11 protein-coding genes and 2 pseudogenes are annotated in these 20,395 nt (G+C 47.4%); 4 read left to right on the top strand and 9 right to left on the bottom strand.

Translation table 11 applies throughout. The features are described from left to right. The first annotated feature begins 67 nt into the window (after positions 1–67). The 3 genes from rpoB (at position 68) to HQ50_RS05360 (ending at position 9,219) form a co-directional block, all read left to right on the top strand. Positions 68–3,877 carry a DNA-directed RNA polymerase subunit beta gene (gene rpoB, locus HQ50_RS05370; protein ID WP_039428904.1) on the top strand — a complete coding sequence of 1,270 codons (3,810 nt, stop codon included), beginning with the start codon at positions 68–70 and terminating at the stop codon, positions 3,875–3,877. Between the two features lie 65 nt (positions 3,878–3,942). Further along, positions 3,943–8,244: a DNA-directed RNA polymerase subunit beta' gene (gene rpoC / locus HQ50_RS05365; RefSeq protein ID WP_039419776.1), complete on the top strand. Its 4,302-nt coding sequence runs from the start codon at positions 3,943–3,945 to the stop codon at positions 8,242–8,244. A 276-nt stretch (positions 8,245–8,520) separates the two neighbouring features. Beyond that, the gene (locus tag HQ50_RS05360; RefSeq protein WP_039428901.1) at positions 8,521–9,219 is read left to right on the top strand and encodes a Crp/Fnr family transcriptional regulator; all 699 of its coding nucleotides are present in this window, start codon (positions 8,521–8,523) and stop codon (positions 9,217–9,219) included. 52 nt (positions 9,220–9,271) lie between these two features. On the opposite strand, the gene HQ50_RS05355 is transcribed toward HQ50_RS05360, so the two are convergent. The 9 genes and pseudogenes from HQ50_RS05355 to HQ50_RS12545 all read right to left on the bottom strand — a co-directional run. Then, positions 9,272–9,562 (bottom strand): DUF721 domain-containing protein, encoded by a 291-nt coding sequence (locus HQ50_RS05355; RefSeq protein ID WP_039428897.1) that lies wholly within the window; start codon positions 9,560–9,562, stop codon positions 9,272–9,274. An 11-nt stretch (positions 9,563–9,573) separates the two neighbouring features. Next, positions 9,574–10,671 carry a DNA replication/repair protein RecF gene (locus HQ50_RS05350; RefSeq protein ID WP_018964329.1) on the bottom strand — a complete coding sequence of 366 codons (1,098 nt, stop codon included), beginning with the start codon at positions 10,669–10,671 and terminating at the stop codon, positions 9,574–9,576. Continuing rightward, positions 10,668–11,198, bottom strand: coding sequence for a gliding motility lipoprotein GldH (gene gldH / locus HQ50_RS05345; RefSeq protein ID WP_018964330.1), 531 nt, complete (start codon positions 11,196–11,198; stop codon positions 10,668–10,670). The genes HQ50_RS05350 and gldH overlap by 4 nt, the downstream gene beginning before the upstream one ends. A gap of 8 nt (positions 11,199–11,206) precedes the next feature. After that, positions 11,207–12,616 (bottom strand): regulatory iron-sulfur-containing complex subunit RicT, encoded by a 1,410-nt coding sequence (locus tag HQ50_RS05340; RefSeq protein ID WP_039428895.1) that lies wholly within the window; start codon positions 12,614–12,616, stop codon positions 11,207–11,209. A 104-nt stretch (positions 12,617–12,720) separates the two neighbouring features. After that, positions 12,721–14,262: a ribonuclease Y gene (gene rny / locus HQ50_RS05335; RefSeq protein ID WP_039419774.1), complete on the bottom strand. Its 1,542-nt coding sequence runs from the start codon at positions 14,260–14,262 to the stop codon at positions 12,721–12,723. 154 nt (positions 14,263–14,416) lie between these two features. Continuing rightward, the gene (locus HQ50_RS05330; protein WP_039426517.1) at positions 14,417–14,725 is read right to left on the bottom strand and encodes a cell division protein ZapA; all 309 of its coding nucleotides are present in this window, start codon (positions 14,723–14,725) and stop codon (positions 14,417–14,419) included. 6 nt (positions 14,726–14,731) lie between these two features. Continuing rightward, a complete protein-coding gene (locus HQ50_RS05325) occupies positions 14,732–15,028 on the bottom strand; it encodes a hypothetical protein (RefSeq protein ID WP_018964334.1) in 297 nt (98 codons plus the stop codon). 967 nt (positions 15,029–15,995) lie between these two features. Beyond that, a pseudogene (locus HQ50_RS05310) lies at positions 15,996–16,992 on the bottom strand (ISAs1 family transposase); the annotation flags it as partial. A 234-nt stretch (positions 16,993–17,226) separates the two neighbouring features. Beyond that, a pseudogene (locus HQ50_RS12545) lies at positions 17,227–17,547 on the bottom strand (transposase family protein); the annotation flags it as partial. A 303-nt stretch (positions 17,548–17,850) separates the two neighbouring features. Here HQ50_RS12545 and lon point away from each other — a divergent pair. Then, positions 17,851–20,388 (top strand): endopeptidase La, encoded by a 2,538-nt coding sequence (gene lon, locus HQ50_RS05305; RefSeq protein WP_039428890.1) that lies wholly within the window; start codon positions 17,851–17,853, stop codon positions 20,386–20,388. Positions 20,389–20,395: the final 7 nt, after the last annotated feature.

The following is a 20,395-nucleotide window of genomic DNA, read 5'->3' as shown; positions in this document are numbered from 1 at the left end:
CATTTTGGGGGATCTTAACCATTTCGTGTCTATAGTTTTCCCAAGTTAAAATAGTCCTGAATTTTAGATGACGCCGACTACAAACAACAGAAGAATCAACTTTGCTTCGATAAAGAATCCGCTTTCTTATCCGGACTTTCTTGAAGTACAACTCAAGTCGTTCCATGACTTCCTTCAATTAGATACTCCACCCGAGAGACGTAAGAAAGAAGGTCTTTATAAAGTTTTTGCGGAGAATTTTCCAATAACAGATACCCGCAACAACTTTGTCTTGGAATTCCTTGATTACTATATCGATCCCCCAAAATATTCCATCGATGAATGTCTCAGCAGGGGGCTCACCTATAGCGTCCCTCTGAAAGCTAAGCTGAAACTTTATTGTACAGATCCTGATCACGAAGATTTTGCTACTGTAATTCAGGACGTTTTTCTTGGGCCCATACCTTACATGACAAGTTCCGGCACATTTGTTATAAATGGAGCCGAGCGTGTCATCGTTTCCCAGTTGCACCGTTCTCCGGGTGTGTTCTTCGGGCAAAGCCTTCATACGAATGGCACCAAACTTTACTCAGCACGAATTATCCCATTCAAAGGGTCGTGGATTGAATTTGCTACTGACATTAACAATGTCATGTATGCATACATCGATAGAAAGAAGAAACTTCCTGTAACAACTCTTCTTCGTGCCATTGGTTTCGAGTCAGACAAAGACATTCTCGACATCTTCAATCTTGCCGAAGAGGTAAAAGTAACGAAGACCAACCTGAAGAAATGTATCGGACGCAAATTAGCAGCTCGTGTCATCAATACGTATATCGATGATCTTAGTGATGAAGACACCGGGGAAGTTGTTTCCATGGAGCGAATCACTGTCGTGGTGGACAGAGAGGTTGAACTGACAGAGGATAATATCGAGGCAATCCTCAACTCAAATACACAAACGATCCTGCTACACCGAAGTGATTCGAATACTTCTGATTACAGCATCATATTCAACACTTTACAGAAGGATCCATGTAATTCGGAAAAAGAAGCCCTGTATTATGTATACAGACAGCTCCGTAATGCCGAGCCGGCTGATGATGCAAGTGCAAGAGAGGTAATAACGAATCTGTTCTTCTCTGATAAACGGTACGACTTAGGCGATGTCGGGCGCTATCGTATCAATAAGAAGCTGAACTTGAATATCGATCCCGATATCAAAGTACTGACAAATGAGGATATCATTGAGATCATCAAGTATCTTATCGAGTTAGTAAATTCCAAGGCATCGGTAGACGATATAGACCACTTGTCGAACCGTCGTGTTCGGACTGTCGGAGAGCAGCTTTACAACCAATTTGGTATTGGTTTGGCCCGTATGGCCAGGACGGTACGCGATCGAATGAATGTTCGCGACAATGAAGTTTTCACTCCTATTGATTTGGTCAATGCTAAGACTATTTCCTCTGTCGTGAATTCTTTCTTTGGTACCAATGCCTTGTCGCAGTTCATGGATCAGACAAACCCATTGGCTGAAATAACGCATAAGCGACGTCTGTCGGCATTGGGCCCCGGAGGTCTATCGCGCGAACGGGCCGGCTTTGAAGTCCGGGACGTTCACTACACGCATTATGGTCGTCTATGTCCTATTGAAACGCCTGAAGGACCCAATATCGGTCTGATTTCCTCCCTCTGCGTATACGCCAAAATCAGTGATTTGGGTTTTATCACAACACCATACCGTGAAGTAAAGAACGGCAAGGTAGATTTTTCCGACAATGGACTGAAATACTACACGGCAGAAGAAGAGGAAGAGAAGACCGTAGCACAAGGAAATGCGCCTCTTGACGAAAATGGTCGATTTGTCAGAGAACGAGTAAAAGCACGTTACGAGTCGGATTTCCCGTTGGTTACACCGGATGAGGTCGATCTGATGGATGTTTCGCCCACTCAAATTGCTTCAATCGCAGCAGCTTTAATTCCTTTCTTGGAACACGACGATGCCAACCGTGCGTTGATGGGTTCTAACATGATGCGTCAGGCTGTTCCCCTACTAAGGCCTGAATCTCCGATCGTCGGTACCGGTATAGAAGGTAAATTGGTACAGGATTCACGTACACAGATCGTGGCGGAGAGAGGCGGAGAGGTTGTCTTTGTGGATGCCTCTTGCATCAAGATTCGTTATGACAGGACAGCTGATGAAGAGTTTGTAAGTTTCGACGATGCCATCGTTACCTACTATCTTCCCAAATACCGCAAAACGAACCAAAGCACGACCATTGACCTGCATCCTATTTGTTCTAAAGGGGATAGAGTAGAGGCTGGCCAAATTTTGACGGAAGGCTATTCAACTCAGGGGGGAGAATTAGCCCTCGGCCGCAATGTTCAGGTAGCATACATGCCTTGGAAAGGATACAATTATGAGGATGCTATCGTATTGAACGAGCGAATGGTTCGAGAGGACTTCTTCACGTCTGTTCATGTTGACGAGTATATTCTTGAGGTTAGAGAGACCAAAAGAGGTCTTGAAGAACTCACTTCCGATATCCCCAACGTCAGCGAGGATGCGACAAAGGACTTGGATGAAAATGGGATTGTGCGAATCGGGGCACATATCGAGCCCGGTGACATCCTTATTGGAAAAATTACGCCTAAGGGTGAATCGGATCCGACTCCTGAAGAAAAACTGCTGCGCGCAATCTTCGGCGACAAAGCCGGCGACGTTAAGGACGCTTCATTGAAAGCAACTCCCTCTCTGCGAGGGGTGGTAATCGACACGAAATTGTTCTCAAAAGCTGCCAAGAAAAAGAGTCGGACATCGACCAAAGAAGCCGTAAACAAACTTGACGATACATATGCGAAAAGGCAGCAACAACTTCATGAGCGTCTGATCGAAAAGCTAACAGAACTGACCAAAGGCAAAACCTGCTGTGGCGTAAAGGACTACTTGAATGTTGAGTTGATTAAGGCCGGCAGCAAATTCACCAAAAAAGATCTTGAAGCTCTTGATTTCAATGTGATCCAATTAAGTGATTGGACAAATGATGCACATACGAACGAGCTGATAAAGGCTGTCGCGGTGAATTATCTGAAGCACTCCAAGGAAATTGAAGCTGAGCTACGCCGTCGCAAATTAGATGAAACGATCGGAGACGAGCTGCCTGCCGGTATTGTTCAAATGGCCAAAGTCTACATAGCCAAGAAACGGAAGATCCAAGTTGGCGACAAGATGGCCGGACGTCATGGGAATAAAGGTATTGTGTCCAAAATCGTGCGTCAAGAGGATATGCCGTTCCTCGCAGACGGTACTCCAGTGGATATATGCCTGAACCCTCTTGGTGTGCCCTCACGTATGAACTTGGGACAGATATTCGAAGCTGTACTTGCATGGGCAGGACGCAAGATGAATGTCAAGTTCGCTACACCTATCTTCGATGGAGCTTCCCTCAAAGATATGAATGAGTGGACAGACAAGGCAGGGCTACCTCGTGATGGAAAGACATATCTGTACGATGGTGGTACCGGCGAACGTTTCGACCAGCCTGCAACCGTTGGTGTAACTTATTTCTTGAAGCTTGGACACATGGTCGATGACAAGATGCATGCTCGATCCATCGGACCGTATTCACTCATCACCCAGCAACCTCTCGGTGGTAAAGCTCAATTCGGAGGACAACGATTCGGAGAGATGGAGGTTTGGGCTCTAGAAGCATTTGGAGCTTCGCATATCTTGCAAGAAATTCTTACTGTGAAATCTGACGATGTTGTTGGACGTTCAAAGGCATACGAAGCGATAGTCAAAGGAGATCCGATGCCAACACCGGGTATTCCGGAGTCGCTTAACGTGCTATTGCATGAATTGAAAGGCCTCGGTTTAAGTTTTTCTTTGGACTAACTCCTAATCGAGAGTCTGTACAATTATTTTTGCCTTCATCCATTCCTATTCAAGCAAAGTGAACTATGGCTTTTAGAAAAGAAAATAAGATAAAGAACAACTTCTCGAAGATTCGTATCACCTTGGCTTCTCCTGAAGAGATTCTTGAGAACTCATTTGGAGAAGTATTGAAGCCGGAGACGATCAATTATCGTACGTACAAGCCGGAACGAGATGGTTTATTCTGTGAACGCATCTTCGGTCCGGTTAAGGATTTTGAATGTCATTGCGGCAAATACAAGCGTATTCGATACCGTGGTATCGTATGTGATCGTTGTGGAGTCGAGGTGACGGAAAAGAAAGTTCGCCGTGAGCGTATGGGACACATCCACTTGGTCGTGCCCGTTGCTCATATTTGGTATTTCCGTTCTCTCCCGAATAAGATCGGCTATCTATTAGGTCTGCCTACCAAGAAGTTGGATGCTATCATTTACTATGAACGCTACGTTGTCATTCAACCGGGTGTTGCCGAAGGGCTGAGTCAACTTGATCTATTGTCGGAGGAAGAATACCTCGACAAGCTCGATGAAATAGAACGTACCCACAAGGGCAACCAAAATTTGGAGGATACTGATCCAGACAAATTTATTGCGAAGATTGGAGCAGAAGCTATTTATGATCTTCTATGTCGTGTGGATCTGGATTCCATTTCCTACGAATTGCGAGATCGTGCCAATACAGATGGTTCGCAACAACGTAAAACCGAAGCACTCAAACGTCTTCAAGTCGTTGAAAGCTTCCGTGCATCGAAAGGTGTGAATCGTCCTGAGTGGATGGTTATGAAAGTCATTCCGGTTATCCCGCCGGATCTTCGCCCTTTGGTGCCTTTGGATGGTGGGCGTTTTGCCACGTCTGATTTGAACGACTTGTACCGTCGTGTCATTATCCGTAACAATCGTCTCAAACGATTGATCGAGATCAAAGCTCCTGAAGTTATCTTACGTAACGAAAAGCGTATGCTTCAGGAAGCAGTTGACTCACTTTTTGACAACTCACGGAAGTCGAGTGCGGTTAAGTCTGACAACAACCGTCCTCTGAAATCCCTTTCAGACAGTCTCAAAGGTAAGCAAGGCCGTTTCCGTCAGAATTTGCTCGGTAAGCGTGTCGATTACTCTGCCCGTTCTGTTATCGTTGTTGGCCCGGAGCTCAAGATGCACGAATGCGGACTTCCGAAAGACATGGCGGCCGAACTTTACAAACCCTTCATTATTCGCAAGCTGATTGAGCGTGGTATAGTGAAGACTGTTAAGAGTGCCAAGAAGATTGTAGATCGCAAAGAACCTGTTATTTGGGATATCTTGGAGTATGTGATGAAAGGACATCCGGTTCTTCTCAACCGTGCCCCAACCCTTCACAGATTGGGTATTCAAGCGTTCCAGCCTAAGCTGATCGAGGGGAAAGCAATACAATTGCACCCATTGAGCTGTACTGCATTTAATGCGGACTTCGATGGAGACCAAATGGCTGTGCACCTTCCTCTGAGCAACGAAGCTATTCTTGAGGCCCAGTTGCTTATGCTGGCTTCGCATAACATTCTTAACCCTGCCAATGGGGCACCGATTACTGTTCCCTCGCAGGATATGGTATTGGGTCTGTATTATATCACGAAGTTACGCCCCAACACGAAAGGGCACGGCCTGATATTCTACGGCTCTGAAGAAGCGACAATAGCCTATAACGAAGGCAAAGTTGATATTCATGCCCCTATTAAAGTCTATGTAGAAGACTACGAGAACGGAGAGCCGGTTCGCCGTATGGTAGAGACATCCGTTGGGCGTCTGATGGTCAACGAATATGTGCCGAAGAAAGTTGGCTATGTCAATGAAGTACTTGGCAAAAAAGCTCTACGCGACATTATCGGCAGTGTAATCAAGGTCTGTGGAGTAGCTACAACTGCCAAATTCTTGGATGATATCAAGAACTTGGGTTACTACATGGCATTTAAGGGTGGTTTGTCTTTCAATTTGGCAGACGTGCTTATCCCTGAAGAGAAGGACAAATTGATTCAAGAGGGTTACACTGCGGTCGAGCAGATTATGCAAGACTATAGCATGGGATTCATCACGTTCAACGAGCGATACAACCAGATTATTGATACGTGGACGCATATCAATGGCCGCTTGTCAAATGTCTTGATCAAGCAACTCAGCTCAGACAATGACGGATTCAATTCTGTCTTCATGATGATGGATTCTGGAGCCCGTGGTTCCAAAGAGCAGATTCGTCAGCTGTCCGGTATGCGTGGATTGATGGCTAAGCCCCAAAAGAGCGGAGCCGAGGGTGGTCAGATTATCGAGAACCCCATTCTTTCAAACTTCAAGGAAGGGCTTTCGGTACTTGAATACTTTATCTCTACTCACGGTGCTCGTAAGGGTCTTGCCGACACCGCATTGAAAACGGCTGATGCCGGTTATCTTACCCGTCGTCTTGTGGACGTTTCTCATGATGTTATTATCACAGAAGAAGATTGCGGCACATTGCGAGGACTTCTTACTACCGAACTCAAGCAAAACGAAGATGTAGTTGCTTCTTTGTACGAACGCATACTTGGGCGCGTTTCCGTTCACGATATTGTTCATCCTACCACGGGCGACATTATCGTTAGGGCAGGAGAAGAGATCAGAGAGCAAGCAGCACAGATTATCGAAGATTCTCCGATCGAAGCTGTTGAAATCCGTTCCGTTCTCACCTGTGAATCCAAGAAAGGTGTATGTGCCAAGTGCTATGGTAGAAATCTTGCTACCAACCGCATGGTACAGCGTGGTGAGGTCGTAGGCGTTATTGCAGCTCAGTCTATTGGGGAGCCGGGTACACAGCTTACGCTGCGAACCTTCCACGTCGGAGGTATTGCCTCCAATGTGGCGACAGAGAATAGTTTGGTGTCCAAATACGATGGTATCCTCGAGTTTGAAGAACTGCGTGCTGTAGATGCTACTGACGAATCGCATCAGGTCGTAGTGAGTCGAATGACTGAATTGCGTATTGCCGATCCGAATACCGGTATCATTTTGGCCAATCACAATATCCCCTACGGTGCAAAATTGTTCTTCCGCCAAGGTGATACGGTCAAGAAAGGTGACAAAATCATCGAATGGGACCCGTTCAATGCAGTCATCGTATCGGAAGTAGCGGGAACACTCTCTTTTGAAGGTGTAGTGGAGAATGTAACTTTCAAGATGGAAAGTGACGAGACTACCGGTCTGAAAGAAAAGATCATCATCGAATCCAAGGATAAGACCATGGCTCCTTATGCTCGAATAATAGACGAGAATGGAGAGATGCTCAAGAACTACAGTCTACCGATGGGTGCTCACGTAGTGAAAGACGATGGCGACGCAGTCAAAGTCGGAGAGATTTTAGTGAAGATTCCTCGGTCTGTAGGTAAAGCCGGTGACATTACCGGTGGTCTGCCACGTGTTACTGAGCTGTTCGAAGCACGAAATCCGTCTAATCCCGCTATCGTCTCTGAAATCGATGGAGAGATCGGCTTTGGCAAGCTGAAACGAGGAAACCGTGAGATCACTGTTACTTCTAAGTTGGGTGAAGAGAAAAAGTATCTGATCCCCTTGTCCAAGCAGCTTCTTGTACAGGAAAACGACTTCGTGCGTGCCGGGACACCGCTTTCAGACGGTGCCATTACGCCGGCTGATATTCTGGCAATCAAAGGCCCTACGGCAGTACAGGAGTACATCGTGAACGAAGTACAAGATGTGTATAGACTTCAGGGTGTGAAGATCAATGACAAGCATTTCGAAGTCATTGTTCGTCAGATGATGCGTAAGGTTGAAATCGTCGATCCGGGTGATACGCTCTTCCTCGAACAGCAAGTAGTCGATAAGTTCGAAGTAATGGAAGAGAACGATCGCATCTGGGGCAAGAAAGTCGTTATCGAGGCCGGAGACAGCCAAGTGCTGAAAGCCGGACAGATCGTTACGGCACGCAAGCTCCGCGATGAGAACAGTATGCTCAAGCGTAAGGACCTCAAGATCGTGAAAGTGCGCGATGCCAAGTCAGCTACCGCCAGTCAGATACTCCAAGGTATTACCCGTGCGGCACTGCAGACCAAGAGCTTTATGTCCGCAGCCTCTTTCCAAGAGACAACCAAGGTGCTGAATGAAGCAGCTATCTGTGGTAAGACCGACTATCTGGAAGGACTGAAAGAAAACGTTATCTGCGGTCACCTCATTCCTGCCGGTACCGGTTTGCGTGATTACGAGAAGCTCGTCGTTATGCATCGTGACGATTACGAAAAGGCGACAGCCGAACGTAAGAGTTTCCTTTCTGTACCCACTACAGAGCCAGCAATGGAAGAAGCTCCATCGGAATAGCTCTCATAGGGTTAAACACCCTTGAAACGATATATCAGGACTGTGTTAGGGTGAAAAAAACCGATACAGTCCTGATTTTTGTCTTTAGCTGGTTTTAGGACAAGTAACCTCCTTATATTGTGGTTATTCGGACTTTCAGGCCTATATTTGCAAAATACGGGTTAGAAGATTGATAGAGAAGCACTTTTGTCTTTTTTTCATCGGTTCGGAATAGTCCGACAGGCTTTCTACCTCGTTGTACGGATTCGACCAAATAGACATTCTCTGAACACTTATATGTGGAAGACAGCTTCGGATAAAGGATTGGGACACTTGCTTAGAGATGTCTGGCCTCTGCTGAACGAAGAGGAGCGAGAGCTATTAGACAGGGAGATACGGTCTTTCCCTTGTAAGAAAGCCTCTACTGTCTTCTCTGAAGGAGACATCCCCAACAGTCTTTTTTATCTGTACGAAGGAAAAATAAAGATCCTGAGGGAAGGCGTATATGGACGCTTCCACATCTCTCGCATCGTTAAGCCGGGGCAGTTCTTCGGTATGCGTCCCTATTTTGCCGAAGAAACCTGTTCGTCCACAGCCATTGCCGTTGAAAACTCCAAAGTCCTTGCCATACCGGTCGAAGCTATCGAAGCATTGCTGAAAGGAAACACCTCATTCTGTAGATACTTCCTCAAAGCTTTGGCCAAAGAGTTGGGCTATGCAGAAAAGCGAACCGTAACGCTCACGCAGAAACATGTTCGTGGCCGACTGGCCGAAACACTGCTGATACTGAAAGAAAATTTCGGATTTGAGAACGATGGAGCTACCCTGAGTATCTACCTTAGTCGAGAGGAACTGGCCACCCTTTCCAACATGACAGTAAGCAATGCCATACGTACCCTTTCTACATTTGTTTCCGAGCGAATGCTGGCACTTGATGGCAAAAGGATCAAGATTATCGACTGCGATCGTCTGCAAAAAACCGCACGCTCCGGCTAAAGCCTCCCTCCCCCCTTTTTCGATAGTCATTGAGGAAGTGATCGACAAAGACCTATAAGAAAACTATTTGTCGAATCAGTTCTGCACCTACGGCCGTATTCAGTCTGAGGAGCAACTTTGCTTTGTTGTTGCTCAGCTGGCTGCGTACAACGGAAGAATTGAATGTCAGGTACAGTACACCGTCATGAATCCGGCTACGACCGAGGAATTTATAGAGAGGCCCCAACACCTGTGGCAGAGCATCCAAAGCCTCCACCTCGAGAAGTCGCTCATACATGAGCGGTTCGTCCTCCAGCCAAGCCCGAATTACCTGATCCACTTTCTGTATTTCGCTTTTTTCCATCCGAGGGATACCTATTGTTGGAATATCTGTCCGTTTTCTATTTTGAAAAGGCGGTAATCCTCACTCCAAGAGGCGATAATCTCGTCCAAGTATTTTCGGTTCGTGTCTGTGATGAAGATCTGACCGAAACCGTTACCACCGACAAGGCGGATAATCCGCTCCACACGAGTAGCATCCAGTTTGTCGAATATATCATCGAGCAGCAAAATGGGCGTCTCATGACCGTGCAGTTGCTGATGGCGGAACTGTGCCAACTTCATACTGATCAGGAAGGTCTTGTTCTGCCCCTCCGAACCTATTTTCCGAATAAGAACTCCACCGAGAAGCATTTCCAATTCGTCCTTGTGTACACCACAAGAAGAAAACCCCAGTAGATAATCCTTCGGGCGGCTCCTGCGAAGCAATTCCCCAAGAGGTACTCCGTCCGCCAAATGCGAGCGATAGGACAGGCTGACCTCCTCGGCAGATCCGCTAATATCGGAATAAAGATCATTGAAAACAGGAAGAAAATCTTCGACAAAACAGCGACGCTTGTTGTAGATCTCTGCTGCATAGGATTCCATCTGTAGCTCCAAAACATCCATCAGAGCATCATCGTGACGGTCCTGCTTGAGCATTGTATTGCGCTGTTGCAAATGCCGATTGTACTGAATGAGGGCCGACAGATACCGAGGATCCTGCTGGCAAAGCTGCTGATCCATGAACCGTCTGCGCTCATCGCTACCTCCGAGGATGAGCTGATAGTCCTGTGGAGAAACTATTACCAGCGGGAAACGACCGATATGATCGCTCAGCCGCTCATATTCTTTCTTGTTCCGGCGCAATACCTTGTGCTTCCCAGGACGAATAGAGAGAAGCAGCTCTACGGCATCGCCACTTTCATCTCGATACAGTCCCTGCAGCAGGGCCATTTCCTCACCATGCTTCACTACCATATTGTCCGGTACGGAAAGATGACTGCGACAGAAAGAGAGGAAATGCAGCGCATCCAGTAGATTGGTCTTGCCCATTCCATTGTTTCCCACCAGACAGTTCACCTTGGGCGAAAACCGACAATCGGCAGCTACGATACTCTTAAAATTGACGATATGGAGTTCTTCTATGATCATTCTCGTTGGGGTAAGATAGAGGGTGGAGGATTGTCTCGTCCTTCTGTCAAGCGAATACCTACTTCCGTTATACCTGAAAGAGTCGGCACCCTCATATTGTGCTTCAACTCTATCTTATAAAGGCCCGAATAGGGAAAACGTGCGGAGATCGGCAGGCGAAACCGGTTTTGCTGCTTGGCAACCCCTTTTCCGTTCCACTGTTGTGGCTTATCGGCCAAAGTCAGATCCACCGAGTCCGCAAAGATCAGACGCTCTCCCACTGAAACCTCGTACGCCAATGCCAGATCGCGATATTCGTACCGATTGTCGTGGCGGATCAGCAACTCCAAAGAATATGAGCGAGTATAGTCCGGTATGAGGATTTCGTAGTCGAGCACATCACTTTTCTGCCATCTTCCATGAGGCACCTGACGATAGAGTATTCGCTCGTCCTTACGGTATGTGCAAGACACAGCCAAGCATATCCCCAATGCAACCAGAAAAAAACTGATTGCCCCTCGGACTTGCTTTTGTGTGGCAGCACCCATCTTCCCCTCTATTCCTCCTTTCTCTCTCCCTGTCGGCCTTCCTGACGAGGAGTACTTTGACGCGGTGGTCTGCGACCACTGCCCGCCACGCGTCTGGCTCCTTCCACTCGTTCGGAGCCGGCCTCGTTCGTATAGGGACGTGCAAAACGAGCATCGCCTCGACTGCGCTCTCGCGTATTCTCCCGACGATCACCTCCCTCCGGTCGGGGAGCTTTCTCTCGTGATGGTATTCTGCTACTGCTGCGAACGCGAGGTGTAGGCTGTACAGATTCATGCGTGCGACGAGGCTCGCCGTTTTTCTCTCTATCAGAGAAGTCTCTACCACCGTTGCCGTTGCGCCTCCTGCGGCGAGACAAGGCATCGTCGAACCGAGTCAGACTATTGTCCGTAAGGATGTCGGACAATTCGTGTCCGGACGACTGCTTCTTGTCGTCATACTCCAGCGATACCGGTTTGATCCCCTGCTTGTTCAGGCTGATCACCTCGAAAGCGCGCCGAGCCGATATGGTCGTAAGATTGACAGGAGCATTGGGAACGGTAGAATACGAAACCTCCCGACGGAATACATCCGCCTTGAAATAGTGGTACACACTCTCTTTCGTCTCCAAGACGATCTCCGGACTCGGCATCTTCTTACGAGCTTCCACATAGGCATCCACCTCATAATTGAGGCAGCATTTGAGCTTGGCGCAGAGGCCCGTGAGTTTCTGAGGATTGAGAGCCAAATCCTGATAGCGAGCTGCACTCGTATTCACCGACACGAAATTCATCTTCCACGCCGAGCAGCACAGCTGGCGGCCGCAAGGGCCGATACCGCCTATACGGCCGGCCTCCTGTCTTGCACCGATCTGCTTCATCTCCACACGAATGTGGAAAGTCTCCGCCAGTACTCGGATCAGTTGGCGAAAGTCTACGCGCTCATCGGCGATATAGTAGAAAATGGCCTTATTGCCATCGCCCTGATACTCCACATCTCCGATCTTCATATCCAGATTCAAATCGGCCGAAATCTGGCGGGACTGGATCATCGTATCGTACTCTCGCGCCTTTGCTTCGCGGTACTTATCCAGATCGCCCTGTTTGGCTATGCGGTATATCTTGAATGGCTCGCCGTTGTTCGTACTGTACCGATGCTTGCGCATCTGGAGCTTCACCAGTTTACCGGTCAGTGTCACCGTCCCGATATCATGGCCGGGATTGGCCTCTACGGCCACCACATCCCCTTTGTGCAGCTCTATTTTCTCGCTATTGAGGTAGTACCCTTTGCGCGTATTCTTGAATTGTACCTCCACGAATCCGCCATCTTCGGGCAAATCGGGGATGTCATTCAGCCAGTCATAAGTGCTGAGCGGCTGGCTATGACACCCCTTGCAGGCATCCTTCGTCAGGGAGGTCGTATTGTCTAATCGGTAGTCCATCCGTCTTTTGCTTTGTCCGGTGTAGTTCTCTACTGCTGCTGATAGGAGGTATAAGGCACAACCGCCGCACTATGCAAGCAGGTACTCTCCACCCGTATGCGAGATTATTTGGCGTAGCTGACGGAGCGAGATTCGCGGATCACCGTGATCTTCACTTGTCCGGGGTAGGTCATCTCATCCTGAATTCTCTTGGCTATTTCGTTCGAGAGCGTTTCCACCGAGGCATCGTCCGTCTTGTCGGCACCGACGATCACACGGAGTTCGCGACCGGCCTGGATGGCATAGGTCTTGATAACGCCCGGATAGGACATGGCGAGCTGCTCCAGATCGTTCAGACGCTTGATATAGGCTTCCACGATCTCACGACGTGCTCCCGGACGGGCGCCGCTGATGGCATCGCACACCTGTACGATAGGAGCTATCAGCGACATCATTTCCACCTCATCGTGGTGCGCTCCTACGGCGTTGCATATATCGGGTTTCTCTTTGAACTTCTCACAAAGCTTCATACCCAAGAGAGCATGTGGCAATTCCGGCTCATCGTCGGGCACCTTGCCGATGTCGTGCAGCAGACCGGCGCGTTTGGCTTTCTTCGGGTTCAGCCCCAATTCGCTGGCCATGATGGCACAGAGATTGGCCGTTTCGCGCGAATGCTGCAAGAGATTCTGCCCATAGGAAGAGCGATACTTCATCTTACCGATCAGGCGGATCAGCTCTGGGTGCAGGCCGTGGATTCCAAGGTCGATCACCGTCCGTTTACCCGTCTCGATGATTTCCTCCTCTACCTGCTTTCTCACTTTGGATACCACCTCTTCTATGCGTGCCGGATGGATACGTCCGTCCTGTACCAGCTGGTGGAGTGCCAGACGTGCTATCTCACGACGCACCGGATCGAATCCCGACAGGACGATGGCCTCAGGCGTATCGTCCACGATGATCTCGATGCCGGTAGCAGCCTCCAATGCACGGATATTGCGGCCCTCTCGGCCGATGATGCGCCCCTTGATCTCATCGCTTTCGATATGGAAGACGGTCACGGAGTTTTCGATGGCCGTCTCCGTAGCCACGCGCTGGATGGATTGGATGACGATTCGCTTAGCCTCTTTGTTGGCAGTCATCTTGGCCTCTTCGATAATCTCATTGACGTATGCAGAGGCCTGCCCCTTGGCTTCGTCTTTGAGGCTTTCCACCAGCCTGTCTTTAGCCTCGGCTGCGGAGAGTCCGCTCAGAGATTCCAGATGAGCCTGTTCGCGAGCCTTCAGCTCGTCGAGTTCCGTCTTTTTCTTTTCTATCACAGAGAGCTGGGCAGTCAGATTCTCACGCATCAAATCCATTTCCTGCCCCTTCTTCGTTATATCTTCCTGACGTTGGTTGAGAGTTTGTTCGCGGCTTTTGAGTTTGCTCTCCACGGATTGGAGCTTGCTATTGCGCTGTGCCACCTGCTTTTCCAGGTCGCTCTTGAGTTGGAGAAACTTCTCCTTCACTTCGAGGAGCTTCTTTTGCTTGATCACCTCGGCTTCACGGCGAGCTTCGGCGAGAATCCCCTCTGTCCTTTGCTTGAGCAGTGTCCGCGTGATCAGCCATACGGCAGCGGCACCGGCTATAAGCCCCAAAAAAGTAAATAATAAAAGTGTTCCTATTCCCATTTTCGTTTGTATTCTTTGAAATTAGTAAGTAGCAGTATTACAACACACACACGTGTCCGAGGCCGATCACAGCAAAGACCTCGAAGCTATAAAAGGAAAGAAACAAAGACTGAAAGGAATGAGAAGAAAAGAAACGGTAATAGCCCTCTCCCGACTAATAGCGACTTAGAAAAGCCTCCAATTCGGTATTGAGCCTGCGCAAGCGGTCATTGATCGGGGTACGATCGGCCTGTTTGCGCTCGTGTGCCAAATAAAAAGCCGTATCCACTGCAGCCAGAAGCAAATGTCCGCCTGCGGGCAGTTGGGCCATATTGGGATATGATTCGCGATAACGTATGATCCGGAAGTTGAGTCTGTCGGCAGCTTGCCGATAGAGGGCCTCATCATTACGTGGTATGGCAAGCCTCAGCCGGCTCCCCTGAATGTTGAGCGTGATATTCAGCGAGTCCGGATCCTTTGTCATCTTCTTTTATTCCGTTTGCAACAGGGCGATGCACCTGTCTATTTCTCTTATCAAACTTTCCAGACGTTGTTTGGACTGGCGGGCTTCGTCCTCATTGGCTACGATCACCCTCGATGTCAGCAACGTCTTGTTCTTGGTTTCTGCTATGCCCAAGGCCAAATCCTGCTGTGCGATTTTTTTATTTTTCGCAGCCAGTTCGGCCCGAAGAGACGAAATTTCGTTTTGCTGATTTTCCACCAGCTCCATCAGCTTGCGGACGTTATATTCCAGCTTCGAAAGATCGAGTTCCTCTTCTCCGGTCATAGAATAATCCTTTTCCTTACAAAAGTAAATTATCCGCGCCAAACTGGCAACTAATTTTGTGTGCTTGTATAAAGGGTAAATGAAACAGTCGTTACGGAGAAAAAAGAATTGGTTACTTTTGTCTTCGCAGAAGGACTGCTCCACAAAATGGTTTTCCTATATTCAGGGAGCCGGTAATGAATTGAAAAAGAGAAAATTGAATAGAATTCAAAACATCGAAATGCTACCACTCATAACCCACTGCTTTACATCCAATCGGAATATCCTCTCGATCGAATATACTGTAGCAATAGACTTCGATCCCGGTCGGGATTGTAAAGAACGAATCCATCAGATACGCAAATCATAGATCGACCAATAGTATCATAGCATAGGACAAGCTCCTACGCACCTGTATCGCACCCGCCGGAGTTCTACGGATAACTCGACGGGTGCTTCTTTTATATCGGCTTCGAAAAAGGCATTTTCGAGCCTGCGATTTATATACAAATCTCTTGCGATCTATATATTTATTGAAAACGATTTGTATATAAAACGAAAACCATTTATATATAAATTGAAAATCATTTATATACAGATCGTTATTCGACTCCTCGGAAAACAAATTTCGAACTTCGGCGGACAGATTTCTATCCTTTTTTACCTTGGATGCCTCTCCCTTTTGGATGCTTATTTGGAATCATTCCAAACTCGTCTTCGTTGTTGAAAACTTTTTTGGTGCGAATTTTTTTAGTGGAAAGGAGAAAGAGGGAGGAGAGAGGTCAAGGCTTGCCGGAACGCTGTGAAAGTGACAAAAAGTATACGGACTCAGTATCACTTGCCTCAAAAAGAAAAAAACTGATCAGGAACCGGTTACAGGCTAAAAAATCGCCCGAGATTGCATTCCTAAGCAGCTTTCTATACTGCAAAGATAGTGAAAAAATAATACCTGGCCTTCGGAACCCCTAGAAATTCCAAGGGTGACGCATTAAAATTGTATTGTGATTAGTTGTTGTGGCTTCATTCGAGCCGGTTTCTTTTGGATGCGAGGGATTGAAGATTTCATATTTGTCTTCAGTCGCTCTATAATGAGTAAATTGATCTTTTGAATGATATCCATAATCTGCGCCACATTCCTCGTTCTCTTGTGCGAGGTATCGTGTCCGAAATAGACATCCAAACAGTGATGCAACTTGTTCTCTATTGCCCAATGTCCACGAATAGCCTGTTTCAATAAGGATACATCTGTTAATGACGAAATGTAGTAGGCCGCTTCTGCGCTCGTTTTATCGCTCTTTTTATCCCTTCGTTTGCGTACAACTTTGTGTATCGACCTCAAGCCTTTCCAGCGAGTTAATACCTCGTTGGCTTCTATCTCCAAGGGATTGAGANCTCTTTTTATCCCTTCGTTTGCGTACAACTTTGTGTATCGACCTCAAGCCTTTCCAGCGAGTTAATACCTCGTTGGCTTCTATCTCCAAGGGATTGAGAATACTTTCATAGCGACGTGTTTCTATGCGTCCGTGAGATAGTTCCGTCTGCTCGTCAAGGAGGATATGTTTCTGAAACAGAGGGCAGAAATAGGCTTCAATCTCTTGCAAACTCAAACTTTGATTCGCTTTAACACACAATACATAGTCTCCGCCCTTATCGATGATTTGTTCGGCAATGGCTGTTTGTGTGCCTATGGCATCAATGGAGACGACAGCCCCGTTCAAGTCCGGCAAATGAAGAAGTTGATGTATAGCCGGTATTTCGTTTGTTTTTCGGTCGATGTAGAGTTGGGCAAGACTGCACATATCTTGTGGTGAAAAGGCAGAGACGACATGGGATTGGGCATCGAAAGAGAGTTTCTTCACTCCCCGCATCGTCTTGCCATCAATGCAAATATGTTTACCCGAAGTGGCCGAGATAAAACCTTCAATCCATTGCTTATAAGCCCCCTCAAAGGCTTCTACATCCAACAGACTGATGCTCCTGTTGAGNATATGTTTACCCGAAGTGGCCGAGATAAAACCTTCAATCCATTGCTTATAAGCCCCCTCAAAGGCTTCTACATCCAACAGACTGATGCTCCTGTTGAGAGTATCATGAGAAGGCATGGTATGAGACCTTTGAAAAATAAGGAGATGTATGAAAGAGGCATTCTTCGGATACAAGGAGCGAATAATTTGGGAGGAAGCAAGGGATAAAAGGGCTTGTAANATATGTTTACCCGAAGTGGCCGAGATAAAACCTTCAATCCATTGCTTATAAGCCCCCTCAAAGGCTTCTACATCCAACAGACTGATGCTCCTGTTGAGCGTATCATGAGAGGGCATGGTATGCGTAAGCTGATGGCCGGTAAGCATTTCGTATAGATTTTTCAATTCTTCTTCGTATTCCTCGACATAATCTTCAATCTCATACCAGGAGGTATTGCCCCTGAGAGTGTAGAGAGGAAAACGATCAGGAGTAAAAAATCAAGAGGATAAACTTTTTTTACGCTCTATACGTGGGTCCGGGACCATGCAGAGGCTTTCCAATAGAGAATAATACATAACTAACAGAGTTTTAACGACTATAAAAATACTTAGAAAGCTGTTTTTAATGCGTCAGCTCTGACGCTTTGGCAAGGCAACCGCATCAAAATGTAAGTGCCTGATTATCAATCATAGTTTTGAGTGCATTCTTTATCTTTGAGTATAATCTCCGAAGTGCAATCATTTGAAAATTAGCAACTTGTATTTTCTCGAAATTTTTGATGCGGTTGCCCTGACGCTTTGGCTCGTTTTTTCGGAAGCCCAACGGGATTTCGTATATTTGTAACTCAGTATTTTGAGCCGTATAAACGAAGACAAAAGATGATTGATAGAAAATATATACGCCTGGGAGATGACGATGAGGATGATGGTTTCCCCGTGTTCTTTCCGGTGCTTTCCGTTTGTGAAGAAGATGAGGATTTCAAGGTGAAAGAAGATCATATGCAGGAGGAGATGCCGATTTTGGCTCTCCGCAATATGATTCTCTTTCCCGGTGTAGCCATGCCTATCATGGTCGGACGCGAAAAATCGCTCAAGCTGATCCGCTATGTGGAGAAGAAGGGTGTATATTTCGGTGCCGTCTCCCAGCGTGATATGGATGTGGAGGAACCGGATCGTGCCGATCTGTACGATGTGGGTGTTGTGGCCGAGATTATCCGAGTGCTGGAGATGCCCGATGGTACTACCACGGCTATCGTACAAGGCCGCCAGCGATTTGCGCTGCAGGAGATAATCGCTACGGAGCCTTTTATGAAAGGGCGCGTGAAGCTACTCCCCGACATTCTCCCCGGGAAGAACAAAGATCACGAGTTCGAAGCACTCGTCTCCACCATACAGGATATGAGTCTGAAGATGATGGAGCTGATGGTCGAGAGGCCCCCTCGTGAGCTTATTCTCTCGATGAGACGGAACAAGAATCCGATGTATCAGATCAACTTTGCATCGGCCAATATATCCACGAGCATAGCCGTCAAGCAAGAATTGCTGGAAATCAGCAAGATGAAGGATCGTGGCTATCGCCTCCTCTATCTCTTGCACAAAGAGCTTCAGGTAATGGAACTGAAAGCTTCCATTCAGATGAAGACCCGTGAGGAGATGGACAAGCAGCAGAAAGAGTACTTCCTGCAACAGCAGATCAAGACGATTCAGGAGGAACTGGGTGGCAATATAAACGATATTGAGGTGCAAGAGCTGCGTACCAAAGCTGCTACGATGAAGTGGAGCAGCGAGGTGGCAGAGACTTTCGAGAAAGAACTCCGCAAACTGGAACGGCTACATCCTCAATCGCCGGACTACTCGGTACAGATGCAGTATGTGCAGACGATCATCAGTCTGCCCTGGGGCGTATTCAGTAAAGATAATTTCAACCTGAAGCGTGCCCAATCCGTTTTGGATAGAGATCATTTCGGCCTCGAGAAAGTAAAAGAGAGAATCATAGAGCATCTGGCTGTCCTCAAAATGAAAGGCGATATGAAGTCGCCCATCATCTGTTTGTATGGCCCCCCGGGAGTCGGTAAGACTTCTCTTGGCAAGAGCATTGCCGAGAGCTTGGGGCGTAAATATGTACGCATTTCTTTAGGGGGCTTGCATGACGAAGCCGAGATTCGTGGTCACCGACGTACTTACATCGGTGCTATGTGCGGACGGATCATTCAGAGCTTGCAGCGAGCAGGTACATCTAATCCCGTCTTTGTCCTCGACGAAATAGACAAGATCGACAGCGACTACAAGGGCGATCCTTCTTCTGCTTTGCTCGAAGTCCTTGATCCTGAGCAGAACAATGCTTTTCATGACAATTATCTGGATATAGACTTCGACCTCAGTCATGTTCTTTTCATCGCTACAGCCAACAGTCTGAGCAGTATCTCTCGTCCTCTTTTGGATAGAATGGAGCTGATCGATGTGAGCGGTTATATCATAGAAGAAAAAGTGGAGATCGCTGCCCGCCATCTGATCCCAAAGCAACTTGTGGAACATGGATTCAGGAAGAATGACATCAAGTTCTCCAAAAAAACCATAGAAAAGCTAATCGACGACTACACGAGAGAAAGTGGAGTGCGTACGTTGGAGAAGCAGATCGCAGCTGTGATCCGTAAGATAACAAAGGAGGCTGCCATGAATGTGGCACATACTACCAAGGTGGAACCGTCCGACTTGGTAACTTTCTTGGGAGTACCTCGCTATACGCGCGATCGCTATCAAGGCAATGGCGATGCAGGCGTTGTGATCGGATTGGCTTGGACTTCGGTGGGGGGAGAGATTCTGTTCATTGAGACGAGTCTGCACCGCGGACGCGAACCGAAGCTTACTCTTACGGGTAATCTGGGCGATGTGATGAAAGAGTCGGCCGTAATAGCCTTAGATTATATTCGTGCCCATAGCGATGAGTTGGGCATCTCTCAGGAGATTTTCAATAATTGGCAGGTACACGTACACGTTCCAGAAGGTGCTATCCCGAAAGACGGTCCGAGTGCAGGTATTACGATGGTAACTTCGCTGGTCTCGGCCCTTACTCGTCGTAAGGTGCGCGCAGGTATTGCCATGACGGGAGAGATCACTCTCAGAGGGAAGGTATTGCCGGTAGGCGGAATCAAGGAAAAGATATTGGCCGCCAAGCGTTCGGGGATCACAGAGATAATCCTGTGCGAAGAGAATCGCAAAGACATTGAGGAGATAAACGATATCTATCTGAAGGGTCTGACGTTCCACTATGTGTCCAATATCAACGAGGTACTGAAAGAAGCTTTGCTCGAAGAAAAAGTTGTCGATACTACCGATATATATTCCTTTGGCAAGAAAGCCGAAGAGGAAAAAGTCGAACAAGTGGAAAAAACGGAGAAGAAACAAACAAAGAAATAACTATAGT

Source organism: Porphyromonas sp. COT-052 OH4946, assembly GCF_000765965.1.
In the GTDB taxonomy this organism is placed as follows: Bacteria; Bacteroidota; Bacteroidia; order Bacteroidales; family Porphyromonadaceae; genus Porphyromonas; species Porphyromonas gulae.
Note: the sequence above shows the minus strand (reverse complement) of the source record. Positions and strands in the feature narration are given on the sequence as shown.